Raw genomic sequence first — 25,847 nt, forward strand, 5'->3', positions numbered from 1 at the left:
CCGGCCAATACATCAATAACTTTAATTAATTTAAGTTTTGGAACAGCCGATAACCATAAGGAATAATTTTCCTTGAGGTATTGGTTTATGTCGTTGAAGAAGTCGTCCCTGATTGTCCTGTTCTCACTGCTTTTCTTCTTTGTTGTCAGCACTGCTACCAGCGTTGGCCTCATCATTAAAAGTAATAATTCCCTGGATAACGTGAACAAAGAGATCCAGGTTGTGCTCTCCATTATTGACCCTATCAACCATAGCCGTACGCTGCGCGTCAGGGTGATGGAGTACGTGAAGATGGTGGAAGCGGGCAATACTGCCGATGAGGCTGCCAAGCTTTCTGCGGTGAAAGAGGCGCTGACCAAAGCGGACCACGCCTTTGCGGCCTTTATGGCTTCGCCGCGTCTGACGGATGAAGCCCCGCAGGTGGCTGCCTATCAGGATGCCTGGCAAAACTACCGCAACCAGGGGCTGGCTCCGCTGATCGATGCCGCCGAGGCGCACGACGTGGCCAAATTTAACGCGCTGATCCCGGAAGTCTCCCGCCTCGACCGCCAGTACGAGATCGTTCTCGACCAGGTCCTTTCCATTCATCAGAAATATGCCAAAAGTCTTAACGAGGATGCGAGCAGCAACTTTGTTTTTGGCCTGGTGATGATTGCCGTTATCGCCTGCCTGTTTGTGCTGGTGATTATCGCCGTCAGCCTGCTGATGAAGCGATTTGTCTTCGCGCCGGTTAACCTGGCCCGTGAACACTGCAGCCAGATTGCGGCGGGCAAGCTGGACATACCGGTGCCCGTGAAGGGCTGCGCCGGGAATGAAATCGATCACCTGATGGGTTCGATGGAACAGATGCGTCAGGCGCTGCTCGCCACTATCGCCCAGGTGCGCGACGCGAGCCATACCGTCACTCACGCGGCGCAAGAGATCGCCTCCGGAAATATCGACCTGGCTTCACGCACCGAACAACAGGCATCTGCACTGACCCAGACCGCAGCCAGTATGGAAGAGCTGAGCGCGACGGTGGCGAATAATACCGATAATGTATTCCAGGCCGGGAAGCTGGTGCAGGATGCGGTGAAAAATGCCCACACCGGCGAAGCGGTGACCCGCGAAGTGATCGAAACGATGAACACCATTGCGGCGAACTCGAAGCGCATCGAGGATATTACCAGCGTCATTAACAGCATCGCCTTCCAGACCAATATTCTGGCGCTCAACGCGGCGGTTGAAGCCGCGCGCGCGGGCACGCAGGGCCGCGGCTTTGCGGTTGTTGCCAGCGAAGTGCGAACACTCGCGCAGAAAAGCGCGGTGGCGGCCAAGGACATCGAGAGCCTGATTGCGCAGTCGGTTTCCAGCGTGAAAAACGGTGCGCAGTTGGTCCACCGCTCGGGCGACGTTATTGATTCGATTATTGCTTCGGTGAATAAAGTGAATACGCTGATGGAACAGATTTCCGTCGCTTCCGAAGAGCAGAGCCGGGGGATTGGGCAGGTCGGCCAGGCGGTGACCGAGATGGACGGCGTGACCCAGCAGAATGCGGCGCTGGTGCAGCAGTCCGCGGCAGCGGCGGCCTCGCTGGAAGAGCAGGCGCAGCAGCTTTCACGGAGTATTTCGAGTTTTAGATTGCCGGTGCAGGCGTAAGCCTTTGACATGTGCCGGGTGGCGCTGACGCTTACCCGGCCTACCAAACCTGTAGGCCCGCGCAAGCGTCAGCGCCGCCGGGCAATAACCGCGAATCTGCGGCCAGAGTACTTATTTCATTTTCTCCAGCAATATTTCCCGCCCTCATCCGTCTACCTCATCACAAGCCATAATCAGTTACTGTAAACGAGGTAAACACCATGAGAGATTTTGAAATGCACGGCAGAGGTCACGGACGCGGATTCGGTCGCCATCGTATGGGCAAGGGTTTAGTCATCGGCGCGGTGATTTTCATCGTGCTCGGCCTGCTGGTGATGACCCTGTGGAACGCATTACTTCCCGCCATCCTCGGCGTGAAAGCCATCGGCTTCTGGCAGGCGCTGGGCATTCTGCTGCTGAGCCGCATTCTGTTCGGTGGGTTGGGCTTCAGGCCTGGTATGTTCGGCGCACACCGCCGGATGCACGAGCGCTGGATGAACATGACGCCGGAACAGCGTGAAGCCTTTATTCAGCAGCGTCGCGCTGGGTTTGGACGCCACGGCCATTGTGGCTGGCGCGACCATCGTGATGAAAAGCGCGATGACAATGCGGCGAAAACACCGGAAGCAGAGTGAACGATATGAAAGCCGGTGAGGCAGGAGAATCATTACTGGTCTCGGCGCTTAATGCCTGCCGCACCCGCCTGAAGGCATTCATTCGCGGGCGAACGGCGGTTCGCGATGATGCCGACGATATCCTGCAGGAAGTGACGTATCAGCTGATGAAAGTGGAACAGCCGGTGGAGAACGTCGCCGCCTGGCTGTTTCGCGCGGCACGCAATGAGATGACCGACCGGGCGCGGAAAAAGCGCGAAGTTTCGCTCGCTGGCTACTTTACCGCTGACGACGACGAGGATTTTCCCGAAGAGGAGTTAGCCGAAACGTTATTCGGCGTGCCGCAAACGCCGGAGGAGGAGTATCTTAAATCGCTGCTGTGGGAAGAACTCGAGCAAGCCCTGTCGGAACTGCCGCCGTCGCAGCGGGAGGTATTCGAAAAAACGGAATTTCAGGGGTACAGCATGAAAGCGCTGGCGGATGAAACGGGCGACACGGTGCAGGCGTTGTTATCCCGCAAGCACAAGGCCGTGCGATTTCTGCGTAGTCGCCTGCAGGATATCTATGAAGCGTTGACAGGGGATTGAAGTTCGACCACTCTGAAAAACAATATGTTAGAGGGATCGTTATGCTTCAACTGCCTGCAAAGAAAAAAGTGCTGTTACTTGCTGCTCTGATGGTTTCTGGGGGGCTCAAAGCGGAAGAGACGCTGCCTGATGCCGTGAAGAACTTCAGTGAGCAGCAGGATATCAAGATCCTCAAGAAGATTGACGCCCCAGGCGGCGCACCTGCCTGGCTGGGACAATACCAGGACATGGGCGTCACCCTTTTTTTAACCCCTGACGGAAAGCACGTGGTTTCGGGGTATCTGTATGATGATAAGGGAAAAAATCTCAGTGAGGCCTATTTCCAGAAAGAGATCTACGCGCCGATGGGGCGTGAAATGTGGAAAAAGCTCAATGCAGCACATCCGCTGAAAGAGGGGGCTGACGCTGCGCCGCGTAAAGTCTTTGTCTTTGCCGATCCGTTCTGTCCGTACTGCAAAACCTTCTGGGCCGAAGCGCAGCCGTGGGTGAAGGCGGGCAAGGTCCAGCTCAACACGCTGCTGGTTGCGTTTCTCAACCCCAACAGCGGGCGTAACGCCTCAGCCATTCTGAATGCGAAAGATCCGGTCTCGGCCTGGAAAGAGTACGAACTTTCCGGTGGGAAAAAATTGCCTAAACCAGACGCTGCGGCGACGCGTGAAACCGTCGAGATCCTGCAGAAGCATCAGGCCTTAATGGACAGTCTGGGGGGGAATGCCACTCCGGCGATTTATTATCTGAATGAAGAAAACGAACTTCAGCAGGTAATGGGACTGCCGAACGAGAAACAGCTGGTAGAGATGTTCGGGCCGAAACCCTGATCGGCGCGGGCAGAAACGGCGTGTTCCTGCCCGCGTTTACCCTCTCAGCTACCCCAGCGCCCGCGGAGATAGCTTACCGCGTCCTGTGTTTGCGGCTGGTTGAGATAGTCTTCACGGAACAGGATGGTGCCATTCACGTTGGGCAGTGAATCGTTCAAATCGAGCTGTTTCTTCAGCTCAGGCACGCCGCCGTTAACCGTCCAGTCGGGCTCATTTTTAGAGGGTGCCCCCACTTTGTAAAACGCGATGCCGATGTAAAGGCGGGTATGGGTCGGTTTCACCACGTCAGCCCACCATTTGGTCAGAACATCATAGCGCGCGGCGTCACGGGCGAAGGGCCAGTAGATCTGCGGCGCGATATAATCCAGCAACCCCTGTTGAACCCATTTACGGGTGTCGGCGTAGGATTCATCATACGCGGCAGCACCGCGCGTGTCAGAGCCTGCCGGATCAAAGGAGCGGTTGCGCCAGACACCCGCCGGGCTCACACCAAACTCAACGTTGGGTTTTGCCTGTTTAATTGCACGGGAGACCTGCACGATCAACTCTTGCGTATTGTGACGTCGCCAGTCTGCTTTTGAGGCAAATCCCTCGCCATATCGCCTGTAGGTGTAGGCATCATTCAGTGTCGACCCGGGCGTTTCTGTGTAGAAATAGTCGTCGAACTGCACGCCGTCTATCGCATATTGCCTCACTACTTCTGTTACAACCTGGGTTATCCAGTCACGCACCTCCGGAATGCCCGGATCGAGGACGAAACGATCGCCTGAGGTACGGATCCATTCCGGGTGCTGTACGTAAACGCTGGAAGGGTGCAGTGACGATGTCCGGTTTAACGCGGCAATGGTCGAAGGTTTGGTGTTCGTGGAGACGCGGTATGGATTGAACCAGGCGTGGACTTTCATGTCGCGCTTGTGGGCCTCATCCAGCATAAACTGGAGCGGATCGTAGCCCGGATATTCTCCAATGGTTCCCGTCAGGGTATCCGACCAGGGCAGGATTTTAGATGACCACAGCGCCGTGCTGTCCGGCTTCACCTGGAAAAATACGGTGTTGATCCCGAGGCTTTTCAGCTTATCGAGTTTGTCCGTCAGCGCCTGCTTCTGCATCGCGATACGCTGGTCCGCGCTGCGGCCATTCACCGAGGCCAACGGCGGCCAGTCGAGACGAGAGACGGTCGCCAGCCAGATCCCGCGCATCGGCGCGTTTGCCTGCTGCGTCGGTTTGCTCACGGTCGGCAGAGGGGTAACCAGTGATTTGGGTGGTTTTGAGGAGCAACTCACAAGTAAAAGTGCGCAGGCAGCCAGCGCACCAATCCGTTTTACGTGTCGCGTCATTTGCGTTTTAGCTCTTGATAATCCGACTGTTAGCCCAGGGATTAAAGGCGGGCTCCGCCTGTTCTGTGCTTATCTCATCGTTGAGGGAATCCAGATACAGGGCTTCGACTTCTGCGCGCGCCCACGGGGTACGGCGCAGAAATTTCAGGCTCGATTTAACGCTGGGATCTTTTCTGAAACAGTTAATTTTGATTCGGTCGCCCAACTCGCTCCAGCCATATTTCGCCACCAGGGCGTTGACCATCATCTCCAGCGTTACGCCATGTAAAGGATCGTTAGAAATGTGTGCAGTCATAGGCGTCCGGATATCTCAATGTTTATGGGGGAAGGGTTTCCGGTGAAAGGGTACAAGAAAGCAGGGGAGGCGGCAATTTAAGCGTGAGGTTCTTCACCCCTGAGGGGTGAAGAAAAAGCGTTTATTTTTTATCTTTAAACAGCTCCGGCGCCCACGGACGCGGATCCACCTCCATAAACGGCGCGCGCTCGAAGCGGTCCTTCAGCGCCCACGGTACCGTGCAGTCGAAGATGGTCTTGCAGGAAATGCCGTTTCCGCGAATTGAGTTGCTGTAATCCGGCGACTGCGACGGATCCAGCTGGTGGCCGCGGATCCCCGGTATATTCGTGATGCTGACATCTCCCTGCATGCGGGTGGTCATCGCCCACAGAATGTCGTCGCTGTCGAAAATATCCACATCTTCGTCGACAAGAATAATGTTTTTCAGTTCCGAATAGGTGGCTAAGGCTATGAGCGCCGCCTGGCCCTGTCGTCCTTCGTCTGACGGCTGGCGTTTTTTCACCTGCAATATCCCGAGGAACTTACCGCCGCCCGCGGTATGCGCATAGACGTTTTGCAGGAAGCCCGGAATCGCCTCCTCAACGGCATTGCGGATGCTGGCCTCCGTTGGCAAACCGGCCAGCGTGGTATGTTCTTCTCCGGGGCCCACCAGCGTTTGCAGGATTGCGTGATGACGCATGGTCACCGCTTTCACTTTGATCACCGGCAGGGAGGGATTTGCCTCTCCGCAGTATCCGGGGAACTCCGGCATCGCGTGGCCGGTATTGGTGTGCTGATCTTCTCTTACGCGCACGCCCGGAAGCAGTTCGCCTTCGATGATGATTTCCGCCCGCGCAATGGCTTTCTCTTTCACTGCCACGCCTTGCACCAGTTCGACCGGCTGCTGGCGCAGCGCCCCGGCGACGCCCAGTTCGTTGTAGCCAAACGGCGTGGTGGGGGCCTCAAAGCACGCGCCGATATAGATGGCGGGATCGAGCCCCATGTTGATCGTCACCGGCAGCGGTTTTCCTGCATCTTCCGCCTTTTTACGGAAGACTTCGATATGCCGACCGGCGGCGAGGAACATGGAAAGCTCGTCGCGCTCCTGGACGCAGAGACGGTGGATGGTGACATCCGTGAGCGAGCTATCTTCAGGATCGCTTGCCAACACCAGCCCCAGACAGAAGAACGGGCCCGCATCAATTGGCGTGTTTGTCGGTGCCGGAAGCAGCTTGCGCAGGTCGAAATCAGGATCGTCCGCGTAGAAAACCTGCTCCTGACAGGGTGCCTGCGAGGCCGGGACGACAACGGGTGCCACCGGTTTTTTCACCGCCTGCCCGACGTGTTTTGCCAGTTCAGAAGGCTCGCAGCCCAGAAGGAGCGCCGCGCGATCGCGGCTGGCGTGCATGCCCACCAGAATGCGGGAGCCCGGATAGCCCTTCACGCTGTTGAACATCATGGCCGGGCCCGTACGGGTCGGACGTTTTACCGTACCGCCTGCGCCGATATGACGATAGACCCCCGCCAGCTCCGCGTTGGGATCGACCGGATAATCGGTTTCAATATAGTGCCCTTCGTGGCGCTGAAGCAGGGCGATGGCGCTGCGGAGATCGTTGATCGGGTTTTCCATATTTTCCTCCCTCGTTTGAATACCTCCATTCTTATGGCAATGACCAATAGCATCAATTGCATCATTACTGCTAAATTGATAAGTAAATTCATATCAAAAAAGGAGGCGTCCCGTGCAGTTTCGTCAGATGCGCCATTTCATCGTCGTTGCCGAAGAGCTTCACATGCACCGGGCCGCCGAGCGTCTGAACATGGCGCAACCGGCGCTGAGTCAGCAGATAAAGGCGCTTGAGGAACGTTTGGGCGTCACGCTTTTTAGCCGGGCGAACCGCCGCTTGACCCTGACTCCCGCTGGTGAAGCGTTTCTGCTGAAAGCCAGACTCGCCATCTCCCTGACCGAGCAGGCGGTTCTGGACGCCAGGCAAACGGCAAGGGGCGAGCAGGGGGTGTTAAACCTGGGGGGCGTGTCGAGCGCGATGTTCGACGGCAGGCTGCCCGCCGCGCTGCGCCAGATGCATACGCGCTGGCCGGACATCACCATGTCGCTGGTGACGGGAAATGTGCAGACGCTCTACGCTGCCGTGCAGAGCAATCAGCTGGATGTTGCCATCATACGGGCGCCCTTGCCCACGCTTCCTGACGATCTGCAGAGCCGACCGTTCACCGCCGAGAAAACGGTGCTGGCGCTGTATCGTCAGCATCCGCTGGCGGGCTCATCCGCGCTGACGCTTTCATCAGTCAAAGATGAAAAATGGATTTCCCTGCGCGACCCGGAGGGGATGGGGCTGGAACAGTACTTTTATGACGCCTGCAGCGGAGCGGGTTTTCAGCCGAACGTGGTACAAAACGCGACCGACGTGCCCACCGTGATAAGCCTGGTCTCGGCGGGGTTTGGGCTGGCGCTGCTGCCCGCCTCGGCAAAGGCGGTGAGCGTCGAGAATGTGGTTTATGTGGACATCCTCGACCGGCTCCGGGAGAGCGAGCTGACGCTGGTTTGCCACCGGATTATCCGCTCAGAGGTGCTTAAAAAGTTTCTGCTTACCCTCGATCACACCTGACGTCCGGCGGCCAGCAGCAGCTGCTCGCGCAGCCAGATATTCGCTGAATCATGGCTGTTTTTCGGGTGCCAGTACATGTTGATGGTAATCGGCTGGAGCGGCAGCGGCGGCGCGAAGAGATCCAGCGTGCTGGCAAACTGTTTCAGCATCCGCTCCGGCAGGGTGCACACCAGGTCGGTACCGGCCACAAGCGCAGGCGCCACGGCGTAGCTCTGCGTCGACATGGCGACGTGCCGCTGGTGGCCCAGCCCTGCGAGGGTTTGATCGACAAAGCCGGTAAACGGATCCCCCGCCGATGACACTACCAGATGAGAAAGGGCGCAGTAGCTTTCCAGATCTAACGGTCCTGTCCCGCGCGGATGGCCTTTGCGCTGTGCGGTGGCAAACGCGTCGTCGATGAGTTTGCGTCTTACCCAGCCGTCGTGGGCTCCCGCGCTCACGCCGATGTAGATATCCACATCGCCGTTTTCCAGCTGCTGCGGCAGTTCGGCCATCTGAGGCAGGGCAAAGCGCAGGCGAACGCCGGGGGCTGCTGCGCCTGCCTGGTTAAGCAGCCCGGTGCCCAGCATCAGCGCCGGGTTTTCATGCAGCGCGATAACAAATGTCCGGCTGCTGGTTTGCGCCTCGAAGGCGGTGGGGGCAAACATCGCGCTGATGCCGCGCAGTACGCTCTCCACCTGCGGCCTGAGCGCCTCCGCTCTCGGCGTGGGTAATACCCCGCGTCCATGCGGGGAGGGAATAAACAGCGGTTCGCCAAAGAGCGAACGCAGGCGCGCGAGACGGGCGGACATCGCCGGCTGGCTGATGCCCAGCCGCACGGCCGCATGGGTGATGTTCCTGTCCTGGAGCAGGGCGTCCAGGGTCAGGAGCAGGTCTATGTCCATCTCAGTGACCCGCGTCATCTTATTTCGCGCCGCTGGCGTCCCGGTTGGTATAGGTTACCGGTACCCAGGCATAACCGCTGCTTTCGCCTTTGGTCACGTAGCCGATACCCGGGAAAGGCAGATGGGGCGCGGCCACCAGATCTTTATTTTTCACAAAGTCCGCAAACGCGTGCTGGCGCACGCCTGCCGCTTTGTTCTGATCTTCATCGTAGGTGATTGTCACGTCAGGCTGCGGGAACTGGACCGCCGCGGCGTGAATAATGTCGCCCACGAAGGTGATCTTCTCGCCTGTGCTTTCCAGGGTATAAAACGCTGAACCCGGCGTATGTCCTGGATGAACCGTGCCGGTAATACCCGGAAGCAGTTCAGAGGTGCCGCTAAACGGCACGACCTTGCCGGCGTCCAGATAGGGCTTTAAGGTCTTCTGCGCGACGGTAAAGTAGTTCTTGCCGTAGCCGGTTTTTTTCTGGTTGTCGTCGTTAAAGAAAAAGTCGATGTCCGGTTTGCCCACGAAAACGCGGGCGTTGCTGAACACCGCCTTGCCGTCTTTTACCAGGCCGCCAGAATGGTCGGAGTGGGCGTGAGTCAGCAGGACTTCAGTAATGTCCTGCGGCTTAATTCCCTGCGTGGCGAGGCTCTCAATCAGACGTCCGCCGTTACCGGGGCCAAACAGCTGGCCTGAGCCTGTATCCACCAGAATTTTATGTCCGGGCATCGCAATCAGGAAGGCGTTGATGGACACCTCAGCCGGGTTAGTCTGGAAATTTTTCGCCAGTAGCGAATCGATTTGTTGCGGCGTTGTCCGGCGCAGCAGCTTGTGCAGATCCTGCGCGACGCTCCCGTCGGTAAACGAGGTGACAAGCACATCGCCGACCTGAACGCTGTATCCGCCCGCCGGTTGTTTAACAACGTGCTGAGGCGTCTGTGCCGACGCCTGCAGCGCAGGGTAGAAAAGCAATGAACTGGAAATCAGCGTGGACAGAGCAAGTTTTTTCACGGTAAGCATACGAGTCTCCTTTGAAAGCGCTCATCTTACTTCTCCGTAAAATTATAAGAACCTGCCTAATAATGATAGGACCTATAAATGGGATGGATAGTAAACCGAAGGGCCGGTAAGGCGGGCGATGCCTTTCCCGGCCAGTAAAATATTATTTTTTCAGGGAGGCGTTCCAGCTGTCCAGCGTGGCTTTCGACCAAGCGCCATAAGCGGCGTTAGGTAGCACAATCCAGTCATCGCCGAAGTGCGCTTTGCTGGCTTCAACCAGCTCACGCTGCTGCTCGCTCGGCTTTTTGTTTTTAAACTGCACGGCGAAATCCGGCAGGCTGTCGCCAAACAGCATCACGATCTGCTGCTTTTTGAGGATGCTCTGGCGACGCTCTTCCTTGCTGACCGTATCCAGAAGCACGCTTTCATCGGATACCTGCGGAAGTCCCAGGGCTTTTAACGTCCTGAGCGTATCGGCTTTATTTTCCTGCATGCGGTCCGAGACATAATAGATACGGACATTGCTTTGATTCACATGGTCAAGAAACGCCTTCGCGCCGGGAATTAAGCCGGGTTTTCCCTGTTTCTCCCAGTCGCTCCAGGTGTCCCATTTTGTATAGTCGTGACACTGCTCCGTGTCGCGCACCAGCAGAGGGGTGTTATCCAGTACTGTTTCATCCAGATCCATTACCACGGCGTAATTTTCAGGCGTTTTAAGGTCTTTTACCTTTTCGTTGAAACGCTCGGTGGCAAACCGATACGTCTGCAGCTGAAGAGCCATAATCTCTGCCGATTTCTGCTGATAGCGCAGCGCCATTTCGTACGCTTTGGGTTCACACAGGTCGCGCTCAGCGGCCGTTGCCGTTGCACTCAAAACAGGTAATGCCAGCAGTAATGCCTTAGCCATTGAATTCACACTTCTTTCCTCAACACCGTGGTTAAAATCCCGAAAGCGTAATGAAATCTAATGACAGAAATATGAAGGCTGCGTTGCTACACCAGCATGTAATACCAGAACAGGGCGACTTCGTCTTTTTCCGGTAAGGCGTTGTAGAGAAAACGATCGTATCCGCCCAGGGTAAACCCGTAGTGACGGTAAAACAGACAGGCAGAGACGTTCACATTTTGTGTTTCAAGCCGTAATCCCGGCGCGTTTACGCTGCGGGCCCAGACGTGGGCGGCGGCCATCAATTTTTGCGCAGCGCCGGTTCTGCGTTTTGTTCGCTCAACGGCAATATAATCCACTGAAATAAACTTATTCCAGCCGATTGACGCAGTAATAAATCCGGCTATTTCACCGTCATCCGTTTCGGCGATAAGAAATATGGCGTCCGGGTTAACGCAGTGGTTTTCAAGGGTTTGAATGTCGAGCTCATAGGTTTTTGTCCAGGGCTCGGCGACGGCTTCAATATGCAAATCACAGTGGATAAAGGGCTCTCGCGCAATATGGCTAATGGTGAAAGAAAAGTCACAGCATTCAAGACGTACGAGGTCAGTATTTAATCCTTTTCGAATCTGCATAGTATTCCCTGTAGTAAGTTATTTCATAAAGAATAGACGAAGCGGTTAAATCCGCTGAGCTAACACACTTTTCATCCTGAACTAAGCTTGTACTTCGTTTCGCGTAAAATGCGGTCATTCGAGGACAAGGAATGGAATTCAGAACATTTCAAAAGCAGTGGGGTGCTGAGTTTATTTCCGATGACGTGGTACGTTTTCGCGTCTGGGCAGAAGGACAGAAAGAACTTACGCTACGACTTGCCGCCACCGACGTGCCGATGACGGCAACCGGCGACGGCTGGTTCCAGGCTGATGTGCCCGGCGTCGCGCACGGCGCAGAGTATCAGTTTGTTCTTCAGGACGGCATGACGGTGCCCGATCCCGCGTCGCGCGCGCAAAAGGGGGACGTTAACGGCCCCTCCGTGGTGATCGATCCCCGACGCTATCAGCCAGTCAACCGGGACTGGAGCGGGCGGCCGTGGGAAGAGACGGTTATTTACGAACTGCACGTTGGTACCTTTACCCCGGAGGGCACCTTCCGGGCGGCCATCGACAGGCTGCCGTATCTGGCAGAGCTCGGAATTACCCAGCTTGAAGTGATGCCCGTCTCTCAGTTTGGCGGATCCCGCGGGTGGGGCTATGACGGCGTGCTGCTGTACGCTCCGCACGCCGCCTACGGTACGCCGGAGGATTTTCACGCGTTTATCGACGCCGCGCACGGGCTGGGGCTTTCGGTGGTGCTGGATATTGTGCTCAACCACTTCGGCCCGGAAGGGAATTATCTGCCCTTGCTGTCGCCGGCATTTTTCGATGCGGATCGGATGACGCCGTGGGGCAACGGCATCGCTTACGAGCGCGAACCGGTGAGGCAGTACATCACCGATGCACCGCTTTACTGGCTGACGGAATATCGTCTGGATGGCCTGCGGTTTGATGCCATCGATCAGATCAAAGACACCTCGGATACGCATATTCTTGAGGAGATAGCCGAAAAGATCCGAGAAGCGATCCCGCACCGTCACGTTCACCTGACCACGGAAGACAGCCGCAACGTGATTTTCCTGCATCCGCGAGATGAACAGGGAAATACGCCACTGTTCACCGCCGAGTGGAACGATGACTTCCACAATGCCGCCCACGTGTTTGCCACCGGCGAGACGCACGCGTACTACCAGGATTTTGCCTTTGAGCCGGAGAAAAAGTTCGCCCGGGCGCTGGCGGAAGGCTTTGTCTATCAGGGCGAGATTTCTCTGCAAACCGGTCAATCGCGCGGCGTGGAGTGCCACACCCAGCCGCCACCGTTCTTCGTCGATTTTATTCAAAACCACGATCAGACCGGTAATCGCGCCCAGGGGGAGCGGCTCATCACGCTGGCGGGCGCGGAAAAGACCCGCGTGCTTCTGGCAGCGCTGCTGCTTTCACCCCATATCCCGCTGCTGTTTATGGGCGAGGAGTTCGGTGAAACCCATCCGTTTCTGTTCTTCACCGATTTCCATGGCGAGCTGGCAAAAGCCGTGCGGGAAGGGCGCGCGAAGGAGTTTACCGGCCATGCCGGGCATGATGAAACCGTCCCCGATCCTAACGATCTGAACACGTTTGTTCGCTCAACGCTCGACTGGGATAAGCCGTCGCAGGAGGAGGGAAAATCATGGCTGCGCTTTACCCGAAGCCTGCTTACGCTGCGACATCGCCATATCGTCCCGCTGCTGCGCCAGGGCGGAACCGTTGAGGGCAAGATCCTGCATACGGCGCACGGCAGGGTCGCGGTGAGCTGGCAGTTCCCGCAGGGGACGCTGTCGCTGGCGCTGAATATTGGCAAAAAACCTGCCCCAATGCCCGAACTGGCCGGAGAAACTCTCTTTAGCTGGCCGGAGACGGGAGACGTTTTGCCGCCGAACAGTATTGTTGTTCGCTTTGCTGATGGAGAAGCCGCGTTATGATCCCTTCCGCCACGTACCGCATACAGTTTCGCAATGGCATGACGTTTGACCGGGTGGTTGCGCTGATCCCGTATTTCCGCGATCTCGGCATTAGCCATCTCTATGCGTCACCTGTTTTTACCGCGACAACGGACTCCACCCACGGCTATGACGTCACCGATCCCAACGAAATTGACCCCGCAATAGGCGGGCGAGACGGTTTTAACCGCATGGCCGCGGCGCTCAGGCAGGCTGGCATGGGGCTGATACTGGATATTGTCCCTAACCATATGTCGACCTCGCTGGAAAACCGCTGGTGGCGAGACGTGATTGAGCATGGCAAACAGAGCCGCTACGCACGTTATTTCGATATCGACTGGTCGCGACCGCTGACGCTGCCGTTTCTTGGCGATACCTTTGAGGCGGAGCTGGAGAAGGGGGCAATCAGGCTTTATCGTGACAGTGTCACGAATAAGGCCGCGCTGGTCTATTACGACACCGCCTATCCGCTTAACCCGGGTACCTGGGACGAGAACAAAAGCATCGCCGAACTGCACGAGGCGCAGAGCTGGCGGTTGATGTCATGGCGCGAAGCGCCGAAGCAGCTTTCGTGGCGACGCTTCTTTGAGATAACCGGGCTGGTCGGCGTCCGGGTTGAAGACGAACAGGTTTTTCACGACACGCACCGCCTGATCCTCGAGCTGGTTCACGACGGGACCGTTGACGGCCTGCGCATTGACCATATTGACGGGCTTGCGGATCCGCTGGGGTATCTGCAGCGCCTGCGCCAGGCCACCGGGCCAGACTGTTACATCACGGTGGAAAAAATTCTCGCGAAGGGAGAACAGCTCCCGGCCGAGTGGCCCGTGTCCGGCACGACGGGGTATGAATTCATCGCGTCGCTGGCGGAGGTATTGGTGGATGACAATAGCCTGGCGCGTCTGGAGAAAGTCCATAACGAGACGCTGGGCGTTACGGTCGATCGGCAAAACGCGCTGCGGGATGCCAAAGGGCTGATGACCGACCGCAACTTCGAAGGAGAATTCACCACGCTCCTCAACCTCGCCCGCGATTTGGCTCAGCACAATGGGGTTGAGATACAGACGGATGATATTCACCACGCGTTACGCGAACTGCTTATCGCCTTTCCGGTTTACCGCACCTACGGGACCGCGGAGGGGTTAACGCCTTCTGACGTTACGCTATTGAGCCGCGTTGTCGCCAGTGTGAACGCTTCAGAACCCGCGCTAAGCCTGATCGTGCGTATTCTGACCGGCGATCTGCCGGAGCGTGACCGCGATGCGGCCATCCTGTTCAGGACCCGTTTCCAGCAGTTGACCGGGCCGCTGATGGCGAAGTCCGTGGAAGACACGCTATTCTTCCGCCACAACCTGGAGCTTGCGCTTAATGAAGTGGGGGCCGACCCGACGCCGCGCGCCTTCTCGCTGTCGCGTTTCCATCAGGAGATGCGCATCCGTCTTGCCCGTCAGCCCGACGCGCTGCTGGGCACCTCGACGCACGACACCAAGCGCGGGGAGGATGCCCGGGCGCGCCTTTACACGCTGACCGAAGCGCCCGAGCAGTGGGGCGAAAATCTGGCCCGCTGGCGGCAGATGAACCAGACGCACGTGCGCTTCCTTAACGACGGCACCGCGCCGAACGCCGCTGATACCTGGATGATTTATCAGGCGCTGGCTGGCGTCTGGCCTGCCACGCTCTCACCTGACGACTGGGACGGGCTGCAAACCCTTGAAGCGCGTTTCCTCGGTTTTATTGAAAAAGCGTTGCGCGAGGCCAAGCAGCGAACCGACTGGATAGACAGTAACGAGAGCTACGAAAACGTGGTGATGGACTATGTTCGTCATCTGCTGTCGCCCGACAACACGCTGTTCCTGCATGATTTCAGTGAAACCTTACAGCCGTTTGTTCGAGCGGGCCTGATGAACAGCCTGAGCCAGACGGTGATTAAACTTACCGCGCCCGGCGTACCGGACATCTATCAGGGAAGCGAAGCGCTCAACTTTAGCCTGGTTGACCCGGATAACCGACGCGAACCGGACTTCGCCGCGCTGGTGCAAAACCTCACTAAGGCGAACCTCAGGGTCTTTAACGACGAACAGTGCTGGCGGGACGGACGCGTGAAGCAGTATGTCACTGCCACGCTGCTGCGCCTGCGTCCGCACTACCCGTCGCTGTTCCGCTACGGCGACTGGCTGCCGCTGAAAGTGACCGGTGAGCGCGAGGAGCATCTGATTGTGTATGCGCGCGTGAAGGACGACGAGGCGCTGATTGTTGCTGTGCCGCGCCTGGTTTTCAGTGTCACCAGGAACGAAAAACTGTGGGTCAATACCTCGGTAGCCATACCCGAAGAGCTGGTCGGGAAGCGCTATCGCGATGTGTTCAGCGGTGAAAGCCGCGTTCTGCAAGAGACGCTGGATCTAACGTCAGAAAAGGGATGTGCATTGGTTCTGCTTACCTGCGAATAATCGTGGAGAACGAAAATGGCAAAGGATAACAGGTTTGAAATTCGGGCCGGTCACGGCCAGCAGTTGGGCGCAAACTACGACGGAAAAGGCGTGAACTTTGCGCTCTTCTCCGCGCACGCAGAGCGTGTGGAGCTCTGTCTGTTTGACCCGTCCGGCAAAACGGAAATTGCCCGGCTGGAACTCCCGGAATATACCCATGAAGTCTGGCACGGCTACGTGCCCGATCTAAAGCCCGGCGCGCTGTACGGCTATCGCGTCTATGGTCCTTATGACCCGGAAAACGGCCACCGCTTCAACCCGCATAAGCTGCTTATCGACCCGTACGCGCGTGAACTGGTGGGCGATATCGACTGGAACGACGCCCATTTTGGTTATGAGCTTGGGCATGATGAACTGGATCTCAGTTTTGATACTCGCGACAGCGCGCCGTTCACGCCCAAATGCAAGGTTATCGATCCGGATGCCTTCGACTGGCAGGACAACAACCGACCGGAGGTGCCCTGGCCGCATACCGTTGTCTACGAGAGCCACGTGAAAGGCTTTACCCAGATGAACCCGGCCATTCCGCCCGAACTGCGCGGGACGTTTGAGGGGATGGGACACAAAGCCTCGGTCGATTACATCAAGAGTCTTGGCATCACCTCGGTTGAGCTGCTCCCGGTTCACTGGTTCCCGGACGACCAGCATCTGCTTGACCGCGGGCTGAAAAACTTCTGGGGATATAACACGCTGGGCTTTTTCGCTCCGGCGTCGCGCTACTACGGCCCGGCGGGGATCCAGGGTTTCCGCGACATGGTACGCGCGTATCATGATGCGGGCATCGAGGTCATTCTGGACGTGGTGTATAACCATACGGCGGAAGGCAACGAGCTTGGGCCAACGCTCTCGTTTAAGGGCATTGATAACTACAGCTATTACCGCACGCTGCCCGACCAGCACCGGTATTACATTAACGACACCGGGACGGGAAACACGGTCAACACCTCGCACCCGCGCGTGCTGCAGATGGTGATGGATTCCCTGCGCTACTGGATGGAATCGATGCATATTGACGGTTTTCGCTTTGACTTAGGGACCATCCTTGGCCGCGAGCCGGAAGGGTTTGATCCGCGCGGCGGTTTTTTTGACGCGGTCACACAGGATCCGGTGCTCTCTAAGCTTAAGCTTATCGGCGAACCCTGGGATATCGGTCCCGGCGGCTATCAGGTCGGCGGTTTCCCGCCGGGCTGGGGCGAGTGGAACGACAAATACCGCGACACCGTCCGCGAATACTGGAAGGGCGATAACGTCTCAACCGATTTTGCCGCGCGTCTGCTGGGCTCCGGCGATCTCTACGATCTGCGCGGTCGTCGTCCGTGGGCCAGCGTTAACTTCATCACCGCTCACGACGGCTTTACGCTGAATGACCTGGTGTCGTACAACGAGAAGCACAACGCCGACAACGGCGAGGACAATAACGACGGGCATAACGATAATCGCTCGTACAACTATGGCGAAGAGGGGCCGACGGAGAACCCGGATATTATTGCTACCCGCGAACGGCAGAAGCGTAATTTCCTGACCACGCTGCTGTTTTCCCACGGCACGCCGATGCTGCTGGCGGGGGACGAGTTTGGCCGCACGCAGAAGGGCAATAACAACGGCTACTGCCAGGACAGCGAGATCTCGTGGATAGACTGGAAGGGGCTATCCGAAAACGACGAAGCGCTGCGCGACTTTACCCGCCGTCTCATTGCCCTGCGCGCTTCACAGCCGTTACTGCGCCGTGAAAGCTGGCGCGACGGGCTGGAGATCCGCTGGTTTAATGCCGGAGGCGGGCCACAGCAGGAGGAACAGTGGGATGAGGGCTCGACGCTCGGGGTCTCCATCAGCAGACCGGATCTCAAGCAGGAGGACGGTATCTGGCACGATGTGCTGATGTTGTTTAACCCGTTTGAAGGCCCGGTTCCGTTCCAGATCCCGCAGTTTGGGGAAGGTGGATGGGTGCTTGAACTGTCTACGGCTGAAGATACTGCCACCGGAACGGTTATCACCCAGGCCGTAGATTACGAACTGGCCGGACGCAGTATCTCGCTTTTCAGACGTCCTTAACTCACAGCGATGCCGCCGCCCGCGCGGCGGTATCATACAGGGAGGAGATCGTGCGCAGCAGCTGCGCGGTTTCCCCGATAGACGCTCCTGAAATACCGCTCTCTCCATGAATGTTAATCAGGCAGGCTTCCCGCACGTCTCGGTACTTCATGCATAAGGCTTTGCCTTCCTCCGTGGTTGAGAAAAAGAGCTCCTTGCCCGCTTTCTCACTCGTCACATAGCCCGCTTTCACCAGTTTCTTTAGCGCATAGGTCACCACGTGCGTGTCCTCCACGTTCAGGACAAAGCAGATATCGGCCAATTTTTTCTTGCGGTTGCGATGATTCACATGATGCAGCAGCGACACGTCAAATGCCCCCATATCCGGCTCGCCGGCAGCCGTCATGCAGCGCACCATCCATTTGTTAAACGCGTTGCTGGTCATGATCAGCGCGTATTCCAGCTCCGATAGCTCCGCACAGCGTTCCGACACCAGGTGGCGAGAGGAGACGATGCGGCCATCCGTAATATCGTCGTGGTTTGAGGCAACACTCTTTTTTGAGGTCATAACGTTCCTTAGCCAGAAATGTAAACTCATCGATAAAATAAGAACATTTTATTGATAAATTGTTTACATGTTTTTGAGGTTCAGATATAGCTTTTTAGCGCAGGTTTTGCGAAGCCTGCCAACAAAACACAACATCGCTCGCCGCAAATTAAAAAAATAGCCGTCGGCGCGCAACGCTCACTTTGGATAGGGTAAACGTTTATGGACGGTACTACGCTGTTGCCGCTGATCGGGATACCGATCGTGGTTATTGGTTTTGCACTGCGCTTCAACCCGCTGCTGGTGGTCGTGGTGGCGGGGCTGGCGACGGGTCTGCTGGTCGGGATGGATTTCGGGATGCTGCTGGAGACCTTCGGCGAGAAGTTCGTGAATAGCCGATCGCTTGCCACCTTCATCCTGATCCTGCCGGTGATTGGTCTGCTGGAATACTACGGGCTTAAAGAGCGCGCCCAGGCCTGGGTGGCGAAGATCGCCAGCGCTACCTCGGCGCGTATTCTGATGCTCTATTTTGTCGCCCGTGAAGGGACCGCGGCGCTGGGTCTGATGTCTCTTGGCGGCCATGCCCAGACGGTGCGCCCGCTTCTGGCCCCGATGGCCGAAGGGGCGGCGCTGAACGAATATGGCGAACTGCCGCAGCATATCCGCGACAAAATCAAAGCCCATGCCGCCGCGTGCGACAATATCGCGGTCTTTTTTGGCGAAGATATCTTTATCGCCTTCGGTGCGGTTCTGCTGATTGACGCCTTTCTGAAAGAGAACGGGATCCAGGGGATCGAACCGCTGCATATCGGCCTGTGGGCTATTCCCACCGCCATTGCGGCATTAATTATTCATATGACGCGCCTGCTGCGCCTGGATGCCAGCATTCGTCGCGACGTCATGGCCTGGCGTGCAGAGCAGGGTAAACAGGAGGTGGCGCAATGATGACGCTTATCACCATTAACCGCGTGTACTACCTCATCGGCTTTGTCGTGATGCTGCTGGTCGTGATGACCCTGCGCGATCGCGCCAATCCGAAGCGTTTTACCACCGCGCTGTTCTGGTTTTTATTCGGCGGGATCTTCCTGTTTGGCGATCTGATGGTGCAGGAGCTGGGGAAATCGCTGGCGTACCGGATCATTGGCGGCGGCGTCATCGCTATCGCGCTGCTGGCGGGCTTTGGTCTGGTCGGGAAAGGGCACTATAAAATGGCCTCCGACGAGGAGCGCGTTGCCTCATCGAACCGGCTCAAAAACTGGCTGTTCCTGCCCGCGCTGATGATCCCGGTGGTGACGGTTATCGGGACGCTGTTCCTGAAGGGCGTGTCGATTGGCGGCGTTTATCTTCTCGACCAGAAACAGCTTACCCTGGCGGCGCTGTGCGTGGCCTGCGTCGCGGCGATCCTCACCGGATGGTGGCTAACGAAGGGGACACCGCTGCACGCTATCCGCCAGTCTCGTCGTCTTGTCGACACCATCGGCTGGGCGGTGATCCTGCCGCAGATGCTGGCGATGCTCGGTGGCGTGTTCGTGGCGGCCAATACCGGCGATTCAGTGCAGAAGGTGGTCAGCCTGTTCGTGAACCCGGATAGCCGCTTCATGCTGGTGGTGATTTACTGCGTGGGTATGGCGTTGTTTACCATGATCATGGGTAACGCCTTTGCCGCTTTCCCGGTATTAAGTGCCGGTATCGCCTTACCGTTCCTGATTAACGTGCATCACGGCAACCCGGCACCGCTGCTGGCGATTGGCATGTACGCGGGCTACTGCGGCACGCTGATGACGCCGATGGCCGCGAACTTCAATATCGTTCCCGCCGCGCTGCTGGAACTCAAAGACAAATATCAGGTGATCAAGATCCAGATCCCGACCGCGTTAACCCTGCTGGTGGTGAACGTGTTCTTAATGTATTTCCTCGTGTTTCGCTAAGGAGCTGATATGGAATTAACGCAACATCAGGCAGACGCGTTTGCCCGCATGCCTTTGACCTATTTGCGCCAGGAATACCCGAACCACATCATGCACCTGCTGAATGATGATGGCGATGTTCTGCCGCCTCGCGAGCTGCACCCCATTTTCTACGGCTGTTTTGACTGGCACTCGGCGGTGCATGGCTACTGGCTGCTGCTGCGCTGCGTGCGCCTCTATCATGAGCTACCGTGTCGGAATGACATCGTCGCGCTTATCGACGAGCATCTGACCGACGAGAACGTGGCGAAAGAGCTGGCCTATTTCACCGCGCCGTTCCGCGCGTCGTTCGAACGTCCGTATGGCTACGGCTGGCTGCTGGCACTGGCTCAGGAGCTGAAACAGTCGTCGCTGCCGCAGGCCGCAGGCTGGTACCAGACGCTTGAGCCGTTAACCCAGGATATTCGTAACCGGCTGGTGGATTATCTCAGCAAGCTCACCTATCCGATCCGCGTCGGAACGCACTACAACACGGCGTTTGCCCTCGCGCTGGGGCTGGATTACGCCCGTGCCGTGCAGGACAGCGGTCTGGAGCAGGCGATTCTGACGGCGGCTGAGCGGTTTTATCTCGCGGATACGCGCTATCCTGCGCACTACGAACCGGGCGGCGATGAGTATATTTCCGGCGCGCTGACCGAGGCGCTGCTGATGAGCAAGGTAACGGATAACTTCCCGGCATGGTTCGATAAATTCCTCCCTGACGTAGAGACTGTTGCGGCACTGATGAGCCCGGCAGAGGTGAGCGACCGTACCGACCCGAAAATTGCCCATCTGGACGGGTTAAACCTCAGCCGCGCTTGGTGTATGAAGCACATCGCAAAGGCGCTGCCGGAGAACCATCCGGGACAGCAGGCGCTGCGTGATGCCGTGGCGAAACACCTGACGGCAAGCGTCGAGCACGTGGTGGGCAGCCACTACAGCGGCGGGCACTGGCTGGCGAGCTTTGCGCTGCTGGCGCTGGAGTAAATAAACGCGTCGTCTTTTTTGCCGGGTGGCGCTGCGCTTACCTGGCCTACATTGTGCAAGCGTAGCGCCGCCGGGCGAATCAGGCTGATGCCCGAACGGCGGCGCGCAGCCTGCTCAGGCTAAACAACACCGACCCGGCAGAGGCGACCACCGCAGTCCACAGCGCAAAGTGAACGGCCTGGTCCGAGCCCGTCGTCGCGGCCAACCAAACACCCACCACGGCCGCCCCCAGACACTGCCCGAAGGTCCTGACGATGGACAATACCCCGGACGCATAGCTGGCATTCTCCCGCGCCACGTTAGCGAGCATTTCCCGATTATTGGGGCTCTGGAAGCAGCCAAACCCAATACCGCATACCAGACTGCGCAGGCAGATATCCCATGTAGGAGGGCTTGCGGGTAACGTTGCCAGCAGGATCAACCCAACGGCAAAAATCATCAGCCCGATGGTGGAAATCAGCGGCGCGGAAATCGTATCTGCCCAACGGCCCGCGTGAGGGGCAATCAACACGATGCCAATCGGCCAGGGGGTGAACAGAAGGGCCGATTCCAGCGGGCTGTAGCCATACACGCTCTGAAACAGAAACGGCAGCGCGATAAAGGTGATGCCCTGGCTCACAAACGACGCAAGTGAGGTGAGTGCGGCGAGCGTAAAGCGACCGTTGCGGAAGATAACGGGGGGCAGCAAGGGGCTTTGGACGCGGCGAATATGCCAGATGAAGGCGGTGGCGCTGAGCAGGGCAATACCCGCCCAGAACGCCGCCTCATGGCTGACGTGCTGGAAACTGTTTGCGGTCATGATTGTCGAACCTAGCAGCATCGCCGAGAGCACCGCACCTGCGGTGTCAAAGGGCGTTTTACTGGAAGCCGAACCGCGCGGTAGCGCCTTCCAGGCCAGCAGCAGTGCGACACTTCCCGGAATAATGTTAATCGCAAACAGCCATTCCCAGCGCAGCGCCTCCAGGATCGTGCCGCCCAGCACCGGCGCTATGGCCGTGCTGGCGGCAATCAGCAGGGCGTGCAGCCCCAGAACGCGGCCAAGCAGTCGTCCAGGAAAAACGGAGCGCAGTATCGCCGGGGCGATACTCAACGTGGCCGCCCCCCCTATGCCTTGCAAAACACGCATCCCGATCAGCATGTCCGGCGTCGTCGCCAGCGCGCAGCCAAGGGAGGTAAGCGTGAACGTCGTAAGACCTGCCAGAAACACCGGGCGATAGCCCATGCGCGCTGCCAGCGCGGCGAAGATAGCCAGCGTCATCGCCGCCGACAGCAGGTAACCGTTGGCAAACCATACTGCGACATTCGCAGAGACCTGCATCGCGCTCGCCATGGAGGGCAGCGCTACGTTAATCATGGTGCCATCAAAGACGCCCATCAGCGTGGTGGTCATCAGCGCGACCATGACCCGAGCACGTTCATGTCCCGGTAATCCCTCATCGCCGGGCTGGTTTGAAAACAGCGTCATGATATTTACTCCAGAAAAGAATAGTGATGACGAAACTATAATCATGGGGTATACAAGGCGGAAGACGCAGCCTGTGCACTCATTCGTTGCGTGTAACGCCTTATATGAGGAGGTAACGTGACCGACCCTGATTTTAATTTGCTGGTTGCCCTCGACGTTTTGCTGGCTGAAGCCAGCGTAGCGGCTGCGGCGCGGCGTCTAAACCTGAGCACCTCCGCCATGAGCCGAACGCTGAGCAGGCTGCGTGAAGTGACTGGCGATCCGATTCTGGTTCGGGCCGGACGTCACATGGTGCTGACGCCCTGGGCAGAAGCCACCCGGGACCGGGCCAGAAACGCCGTGCACGAGGCGAGGGCGGTGCTCCAGCCCTCCACCGAGACGCTTAACGTCCAAACGCTGGCACGACTTTTCACCATTCGGGCAAATGATGGCTTCGTGGTGGCCTTTGGTCCTGCCCTGATTGCCGCCGTTGCCGCGGCTGCCCCTGAGGTCTGTATACGCTTCGCACCGAAGCCTGAAAAAACGTCGCGGTACCTGCGTGAGGGGCTGGTTGACCTGGAAATTGGCGTACAGAGCAACATGGGACCGGAGATACGTTTGCAGCGGTTATTTCAGGACCGGTTTGTGGGTGCGGTACGCAAAGGACATCCGCTGGCCGCGCTGTCGGCAATCAGCATCAACGATTATGTGTCATGGGGCCATGTGGTCGCCTCGCCCGACGGTTCATTACACGGCTTCGTCGATGACGTTCTGGCGGAACAGAGTATGAAACGTAAAGTGGCCAGCGTGGTGCCGGGCTTCCCGACGGCGTTATCCGTGGCGCTGGCGTCCGATCTCATTGCGATGGTTCCCGCACTGTATCTGCGCAATCAAACCATGACGGAAAATTTGCACGTCTTCGAACTGCCGTTTAAAGCCCGGACCATTACGGTTTCCCAGATGTGGCACCCGCGAATGGAGCAGGATCCGGGGCACCGCTGGTTGAGAGAGAAAGTGCGCGAAGTCTGCCAGGTTGCGCAGTGAGCCTTAGCGCGTTATCGCCTTGGGCACAGACAAGATAAACCGCGTTGAGCGAGCGTCAGATTCCACACGCACTTTTCCATGATGGGCAACCACAATGGATTTGACGATGGCAAGCCCGATCCCGCTGCCTTCGCCTTTACGTTGCCTGGACGGATCCACCCGATAGAAGCGGTCAAACAGTCTCGGCAAATGCGCTTCCGGGATGGGCGTGCCGGGGTTTTCAATCATCAGAACAAAATAGCTATCTTGTTCTGTGAGTGAAACGGTCACAGCCTGTCCTTCCGGCGTATAGCGCAGGGCATTGGATAACAGGTTATTGATTGCTCGCCTGAACATCTGGGGATCGCCTTCAACCAGGCAGGGCATCCCGTTGAATTTCAGCGTGATGTTGCGCTCTTCCGCCCAGGCTTCGAAGAAATCGAAAACTTTCATCACCTCTGCACGTAAATCAAACATGACCCGGTCAGGGATCAGCTGGTTATTATCTGCCTGCGCGAGAAACAGCATGTCGCTGACCATGCGGGTCATCCGGGTGTACTCTTCAAGGCTGGAATAGAGCACGTCTTCAAGCTCTTTCTGGGTCCGGTTCTGGCTTAGCGCAATCTCGCTCTGTGTCATCAGGTTGGTGATGGGGGTTCTGATTTCGTGCGCTATATCGGCAGAAAAATTGGCCTGACGGGTAAAGACATCCTCAATTTTTTCAATCATATGGTTGAAGGAGATCACCAGCTGTTCCAGCTCAACAGGCACGCGGGACGGCTCCAGCCGCACATCCAGATTTTCAGAGGTGATATTTTTGATAGCGGTGCTGACGTTACGCAGGGGCAGGTGTCCCTGGCGAACCGCGATGCGGATGACAAGAATAATCAGCACGCTGATAACAGCAGCAATCGCGAGCAGATTCTTTTTCAGCGCATCGAGGTAGTGAAGATGAAAATTGATGGAAAGCCCGATAAGCATGACGTAGTTCTGCGTTTTTCCCTGAAATGAAGCCGTTCCAGAAGAGGCGATAATTCGGTAGGTTTCCATTTTCATTTCGGGGCCGGAATGCGCGGGCATGGACGGATCTTCTACCGTCCAGAGAAACACATCCTGCGCGCGGCGGTGTGTGCCAAAATCCGCCGTATTTATCGCAGGGCGTAATGCCGCGCCTTGCGCTGAACTGAACAGTTCATTCCCCTGAGGATCCAGAAGCAGCACGGCGACGTTGCGGTAACTGGCAATCGACTCTTTGATTTTACTGACCTTTCGTTCATCGGGATCGGCCGGTGACTGCAGTATGCGGTGCATTGCGGTACTGATTTGCTGCAGATCGCTAATATCCTGTTCGGCAAAATGCTTTTCAACCGAATGCAGCATAAACCAGGTAAAAGCGAAAAAAGCGAGGATCGTAGAGAGGCTGATAAAAAACGTCAGCCTCAGGGCAAGAGAGAATGGACGCCTGGCGGGCTTATTTTGCATCCGGCGCCTCCAGCATATAGCCGACGCCGCGGACGGTCTGGATCAGTTTTGGCTCATAATCATTATCTATTTTGGCGCGCAGGCGCTTAACCGCGACGTCGATGGCGTTGGTGTCGCTGTCAAAGTTCATGTCCCACACCTGCGAAGCAATCAGGGAGCGGGGCAGGACTTCGCCCTGATGCCGGATGAAAAACTCGAGCAGGCTGAACTCTTTACTGGTTAACAGAATACGGTTTCCGGCGCGGGTGACCTTCCGGGAGATGAGATCGATCGTCAGGTCCGCCACGTTGAACAGGCTCTCGGCTATCGCCGTATTACCGCGCCTTAGCAGCGTTCTCACCCGAGCGAGAAGCTCAGCAAACGCGAAAGGTTTTACCAGGTAATCATCTGCGCCCAGCTCAAGCCCCTTAACCCGGTGTTCAATCGTGCCGAGGGCCGTCAGTAACAGTATCGGCATCCCTTTCCCGGCAGAACGCAGCATGCGGACGATATCCCAGCCGTTCACATCAGGCAGCATGATATCCAGAATCAGCAGATCATACCCGGCGGTCATGGCGAGATGATATCCGTTCAGGCCATTGTCAGCGTAGTCCACCACAAAGCCCGCCTCCGTCAGCCCCTTGCTGAGGTATTCGCCTGTTTTAATCTCGTCTTCAACGATCAGTATTTTCATCTTGCTCCCCTGACTGGCTGCTAGCGA

23 protein-coding genes are annotated in these 25,847 nt (G+C 57.3%); 12 read left to right on the forward strand and 11 right to left on the reverse strand.

What is annotated here, in order from left to right; all coding sequences use genetic code 11:
* Positions 1-87: 87 nt before the first annotated feature.
* The 4 genes from AC2T6E_RS02020 (at position 88) to dsbG (ending at position 3,636) form a co-directional block, all read left to right on the forward strand.
* Entirely contained in the window at positions 88-1,638 is a 1,551-nt protein-coding gene (locus AC2T6E_RS02020; protein ID WP_427353653.1) for a methyl-accepting chemotaxis protein, read from the forward strand.
* Positions 1,639-1,838: 200 nt separating this feature from the next.
* Positions 1,839-2,252, forward strand: a complete 414-nt coding sequence (locus AC2T6E_RS02025) for a hypothetical protein (protein ID WP_108417429.1) — start codon at positions 1,839-1,841, stop codon at positions 2,250-2,252.
* Positions 2,253-2,257: 5 nt separating this feature from the next.
* Complete coding sequence (locus AC2T6E_RS02030; RefSeq protein WP_199906598.1) at positions 2,258-2,818, forward strand: RNA polymerase sigma factor; 561 nt, start codon at positions 2,258-2,260, stop codon at positions 2,816-2,818.
* A 41-nt stretch (positions 2,819-2,859) separates the two neighbouring features.
* Positions 2,860-3,636 (forward strand): thiol:disulfide interchange protein DsbG, encoded by a 777-nt coding sequence (gene dsbG / locus AC2T6E_RS02035; protein WP_226347823.1) that lies wholly within the window; start codon positions 2,860-2,862, stop codon positions 3,634-3,636.
* A gap of 44 nt (positions 3,637-3,680) precedes the next feature.
* Here the strand turns inward: dsbG and AC2T6E_RS02040 are convergent, their stop codons facing one another.
* The 3 genes from AC2T6E_RS02040 to AC2T6E_RS02050 all read right to left on the reverse strand — a co-directional run bounded on the left by AC2T6E_RS02040 (position 3,681) and on the right by AC2T6E_RS02050 (position 6,877).
* Positions 3,681-4,973, reverse strand: coding sequence for a glycoside hydrolase family 10-like protein (locus AC2T6E_RS02040; RefSeq protein WP_486690367.1), 1,293 nt, complete (start codon positions 4,971-4,973; stop codon positions 3,681-3,683).
* A gap of 7 nt (positions 4,974-4,980) precedes the next feature.
* A complete protein-coding gene (locus tag AC2T6E_RS02045) occupies positions 4,981-5,268 on the reverse strand; it encodes a VF530 family protein (protein WP_109082036.1) in 288 nt (95 codons plus the stop codon).
* Positions 5,269-5,389: 121 nt separating this feature from the next.
* The gene (locus AC2T6E_RS02050; protein ID WP_214593974.1) at positions 5,390-6,877 is read right to left on the reverse strand and encodes a UbiD family decarboxylase; all 1,488 of its coding nucleotides are present in this window, start codon (positions 6,875-6,877) and stop codon (positions 5,390-5,392) included.
* A gap of 112 nt (positions 6,878-6,989) precedes the next feature.
* On the opposite strand from AC2T6E_RS02050, the gene AC2T6E_RS02055 reads away from it, so the two are divergent.
* Positions 6,990-7,874 carry a LysR substrate-binding domain-containing protein gene (locus AC2T6E_RS02055; protein ID WP_214593975.1) on the forward strand — a complete coding sequence of 295 codons (885 nt, stop codon included), beginning with the start codon at positions 6,990-6,992 and terminating at the stop codon, positions 7,872-7,874.
* On the opposite strand, the gene AC2T6E_RS02060 is transcribed toward AC2T6E_RS02055, so the two are convergent.
* The 4 genes from AC2T6E_RS02060 to AC2T6E_RS02075 all read right to left on the reverse strand — a co-directional run bounded on the left by AC2T6E_RS02060 (position 7,865) and on the right by AC2T6E_RS02075 (position 11,264).
* Positions 7,865-8,776, reverse strand: coding sequence for a LysR family transcriptional regulator (locus AC2T6E_RS02060; protein WP_126817073.1), 912 nt, complete (start codon positions 8,774-8,776; stop codon positions 7,865-7,867). The two genes, AC2T6E_RS02055 and AC2T6E_RS02060, sit on opposite strands and share 10 nt — an antisense overlap.
* A gap of 1 nt (position 8,777) precedes the next feature.
* A complete protein-coding gene (locus tag AC2T6E_RS02065) occupies positions 8,778-9,764 on the reverse strand; it encodes an MBL fold metallo-hydrolase (protein ID WP_214593977.1) in 987 nt (328 codons plus the stop codon).
* 142 nt (positions 9,765-9,906) lie between these two features.
* Positions 9,907-10,659: a 5'-nucleotidase, lipoprotein e(P4) family gene (locus tag AC2T6E_RS02070; RefSeq protein ID WP_120158172.1), complete on the reverse strand. Its 753-nt coding sequence runs from the start codon at positions 10,657-10,659 to the stop codon at positions 9,907-9,909.
* 77 nt (positions 10,660-10,736) lie between these two features.
* Positions 10,737-11,264, reverse strand: a complete 528-nt coding sequence (locus tag AC2T6E_RS02075) for a GNAT family N-acetyltransferase (RefSeq protein ID WP_108417439.1) — start codon at positions 11,262-11,264, stop codon at positions 10,737-10,739.
* A gap of 131 nt (positions 11,265-11,395) precedes the next feature.
* Between AC2T6E_RS02075 and treZ the strand changes: the two genes are divergently transcribed.
* Genes treZ through glgX form a run of 3 tightly spaced genes read left to right on the forward strand, consistent with a single transcriptional unit; the run spans position 11,396 to position 17,739 of the window.
* On the forward strand, positions 11,396-13,183 hold the full coding sequence (treZ, locus tag AC2T6E_RS02080) for a malto-oligosyltrehalose trehalohydrolase (RefSeq protein WP_214593979.1): 1,788 nt from the start codon (positions 11,396-11,398) through the stop codon (positions 13,181-13,183).
* On the forward strand, positions 13,180-15,648 hold the full coding sequence (gene treY / locus AC2T6E_RS02085; RefSeq protein WP_330752021.1) for a malto-oligosyltrehalose synthase: 2,469 nt from the start codon (positions 13,180-13,182) through the stop codon (positions 15,646-15,648). The genes treZ and treY overlap by 4 nt, the downstream gene beginning before the upstream one ends.
* Before the next feature lie 15 nt (positions 15,649-15,663).
* On the forward strand, positions 15,664-17,739 hold the full coding sequence (glgX, locus tag AC2T6E_RS02090) for a glycogen debranching protein GlgX (protein WP_486690373.1): 2,076 nt from the start codon (positions 15,664-15,666) through the stop codon (positions 17,737-17,739).
* A 1-nt stretch (position 17,740) separates the two neighbouring features.
* On the opposite strand, the gene AC2T6E_RS02095 is transcribed toward glgX, so the two are convergent.
* Positions 17,741-18,286 carry a winged helix DNA-binding protein gene (locus AC2T6E_RS02095; RefSeq protein ID WP_108417443.1) on the reverse strand — a complete coding sequence of 182 codons (546 nt, stop codon included), beginning with the start codon at positions 18,284-18,286 and terminating at the stop codon, positions 17,741-17,743.
* 201 nt (positions 18,287-18,487) lie between these two features.
* Here AC2T6E_RS02095 and AC2T6E_RS02100 point away from each other — a divergent pair, with 201 nt between their 5' ends.
* Genes AC2T6E_RS02100 through AC2T6E_RS02110 form a run of 3 tightly spaced genes read left to right on the forward strand, consistent with a single transcriptional unit; the run spans position 18,488 to position 21,198 of the window.
* Positions 18,488-19,210 carry a DUF969 domain-containing protein gene (locus AC2T6E_RS02100; protein WP_010431244.1) on the forward strand — a complete coding sequence of 241 codons (723 nt, stop codon included), beginning with the start codon at positions 18,488-18,490 and terminating at the stop codon, positions 19,208-19,210.
* Positions 19,207-20,193 (forward strand): DUF979 domain-containing protein, encoded by a 987-nt coding sequence (locus AC2T6E_RS02105; protein WP_100166635.1) that lies wholly within the window; start codon positions 19,207-19,209, stop codon positions 20,191-20,193. Before AC2T6E_RS02100 ends, AC2T6E_RS02105 begins: the two co-directional genes overlap by 4 nt.
* A gap of 9 nt (positions 20,194-20,202) precedes the next feature.
* Entirely contained in the window at positions 20,203-21,198 is a 996-nt protein-coding gene (locus tag AC2T6E_RS02110; RefSeq protein ID WP_330752015.1) for a DUF2891 domain-containing protein, read from the forward strand.
* A 79-nt stretch (positions 21,199-21,277) separates the two neighbouring features.
* Here AC2T6E_RS02110 and AC2T6E_RS02115 read toward each other — a convergent pair whose 3' ends face one another.
* A complete protein-coding gene (locus AC2T6E_RS02115; RefSeq protein ID WP_444507907.1) occupies positions 21,278-22,663 on the reverse strand; it encodes an MFS transporter in 1,386 nt (461 codons plus the stop codon).
* Between the two features lie 117 nt (positions 22,664-22,780).
* Between AC2T6E_RS02115 and AC2T6E_RS02120 the strand changes: the two genes are divergently transcribed.
* Positions 22,781-23,686 (forward strand): LysR family transcriptional regulator, encoded by a 906-nt coding sequence (locus AC2T6E_RS02120; RefSeq protein ID WP_010431230.1) that lies wholly within the window; start codon positions 22,781-22,783, stop codon positions 23,684-23,686.
* A gap of 3 nt (positions 23,687-23,689) precedes the next feature.
* On the opposite strand, the gene AC2T6E_RS02125 is transcribed toward AC2T6E_RS02120, so the two are convergent.
* Together AC2T6E_RS02125 and AC2T6E_RS02130 are read right to left on the reverse strand one after the other, a co-directional pair.
* Entirely contained in the window at positions 23,690-25,147 is a 1,458-nt protein-coding gene (locus tag AC2T6E_RS02125; protein WP_447853596.1) for a Cu(+)/Ag(+) sensor histidine kinase, read from the reverse strand.
* Positions 25,137-25,820, reverse strand: a complete 684-nt coding sequence (locus AC2T6E_RS02130) for a copper/silver response regulator transcription factor (protein WP_148400706.1) — start codon at positions 25,818-25,820, stop codon at positions 25,137-25,139. The genes AC2T6E_RS02125 and AC2T6E_RS02130 overlap by 11 nt, the downstream gene beginning before the upstream one ends.
* Positions 25,821-25,847 lie beyond the last annotated feature (27 nt).

This window comes from Enterobacter sp. B79-1 (assembly GCF_057444735.1).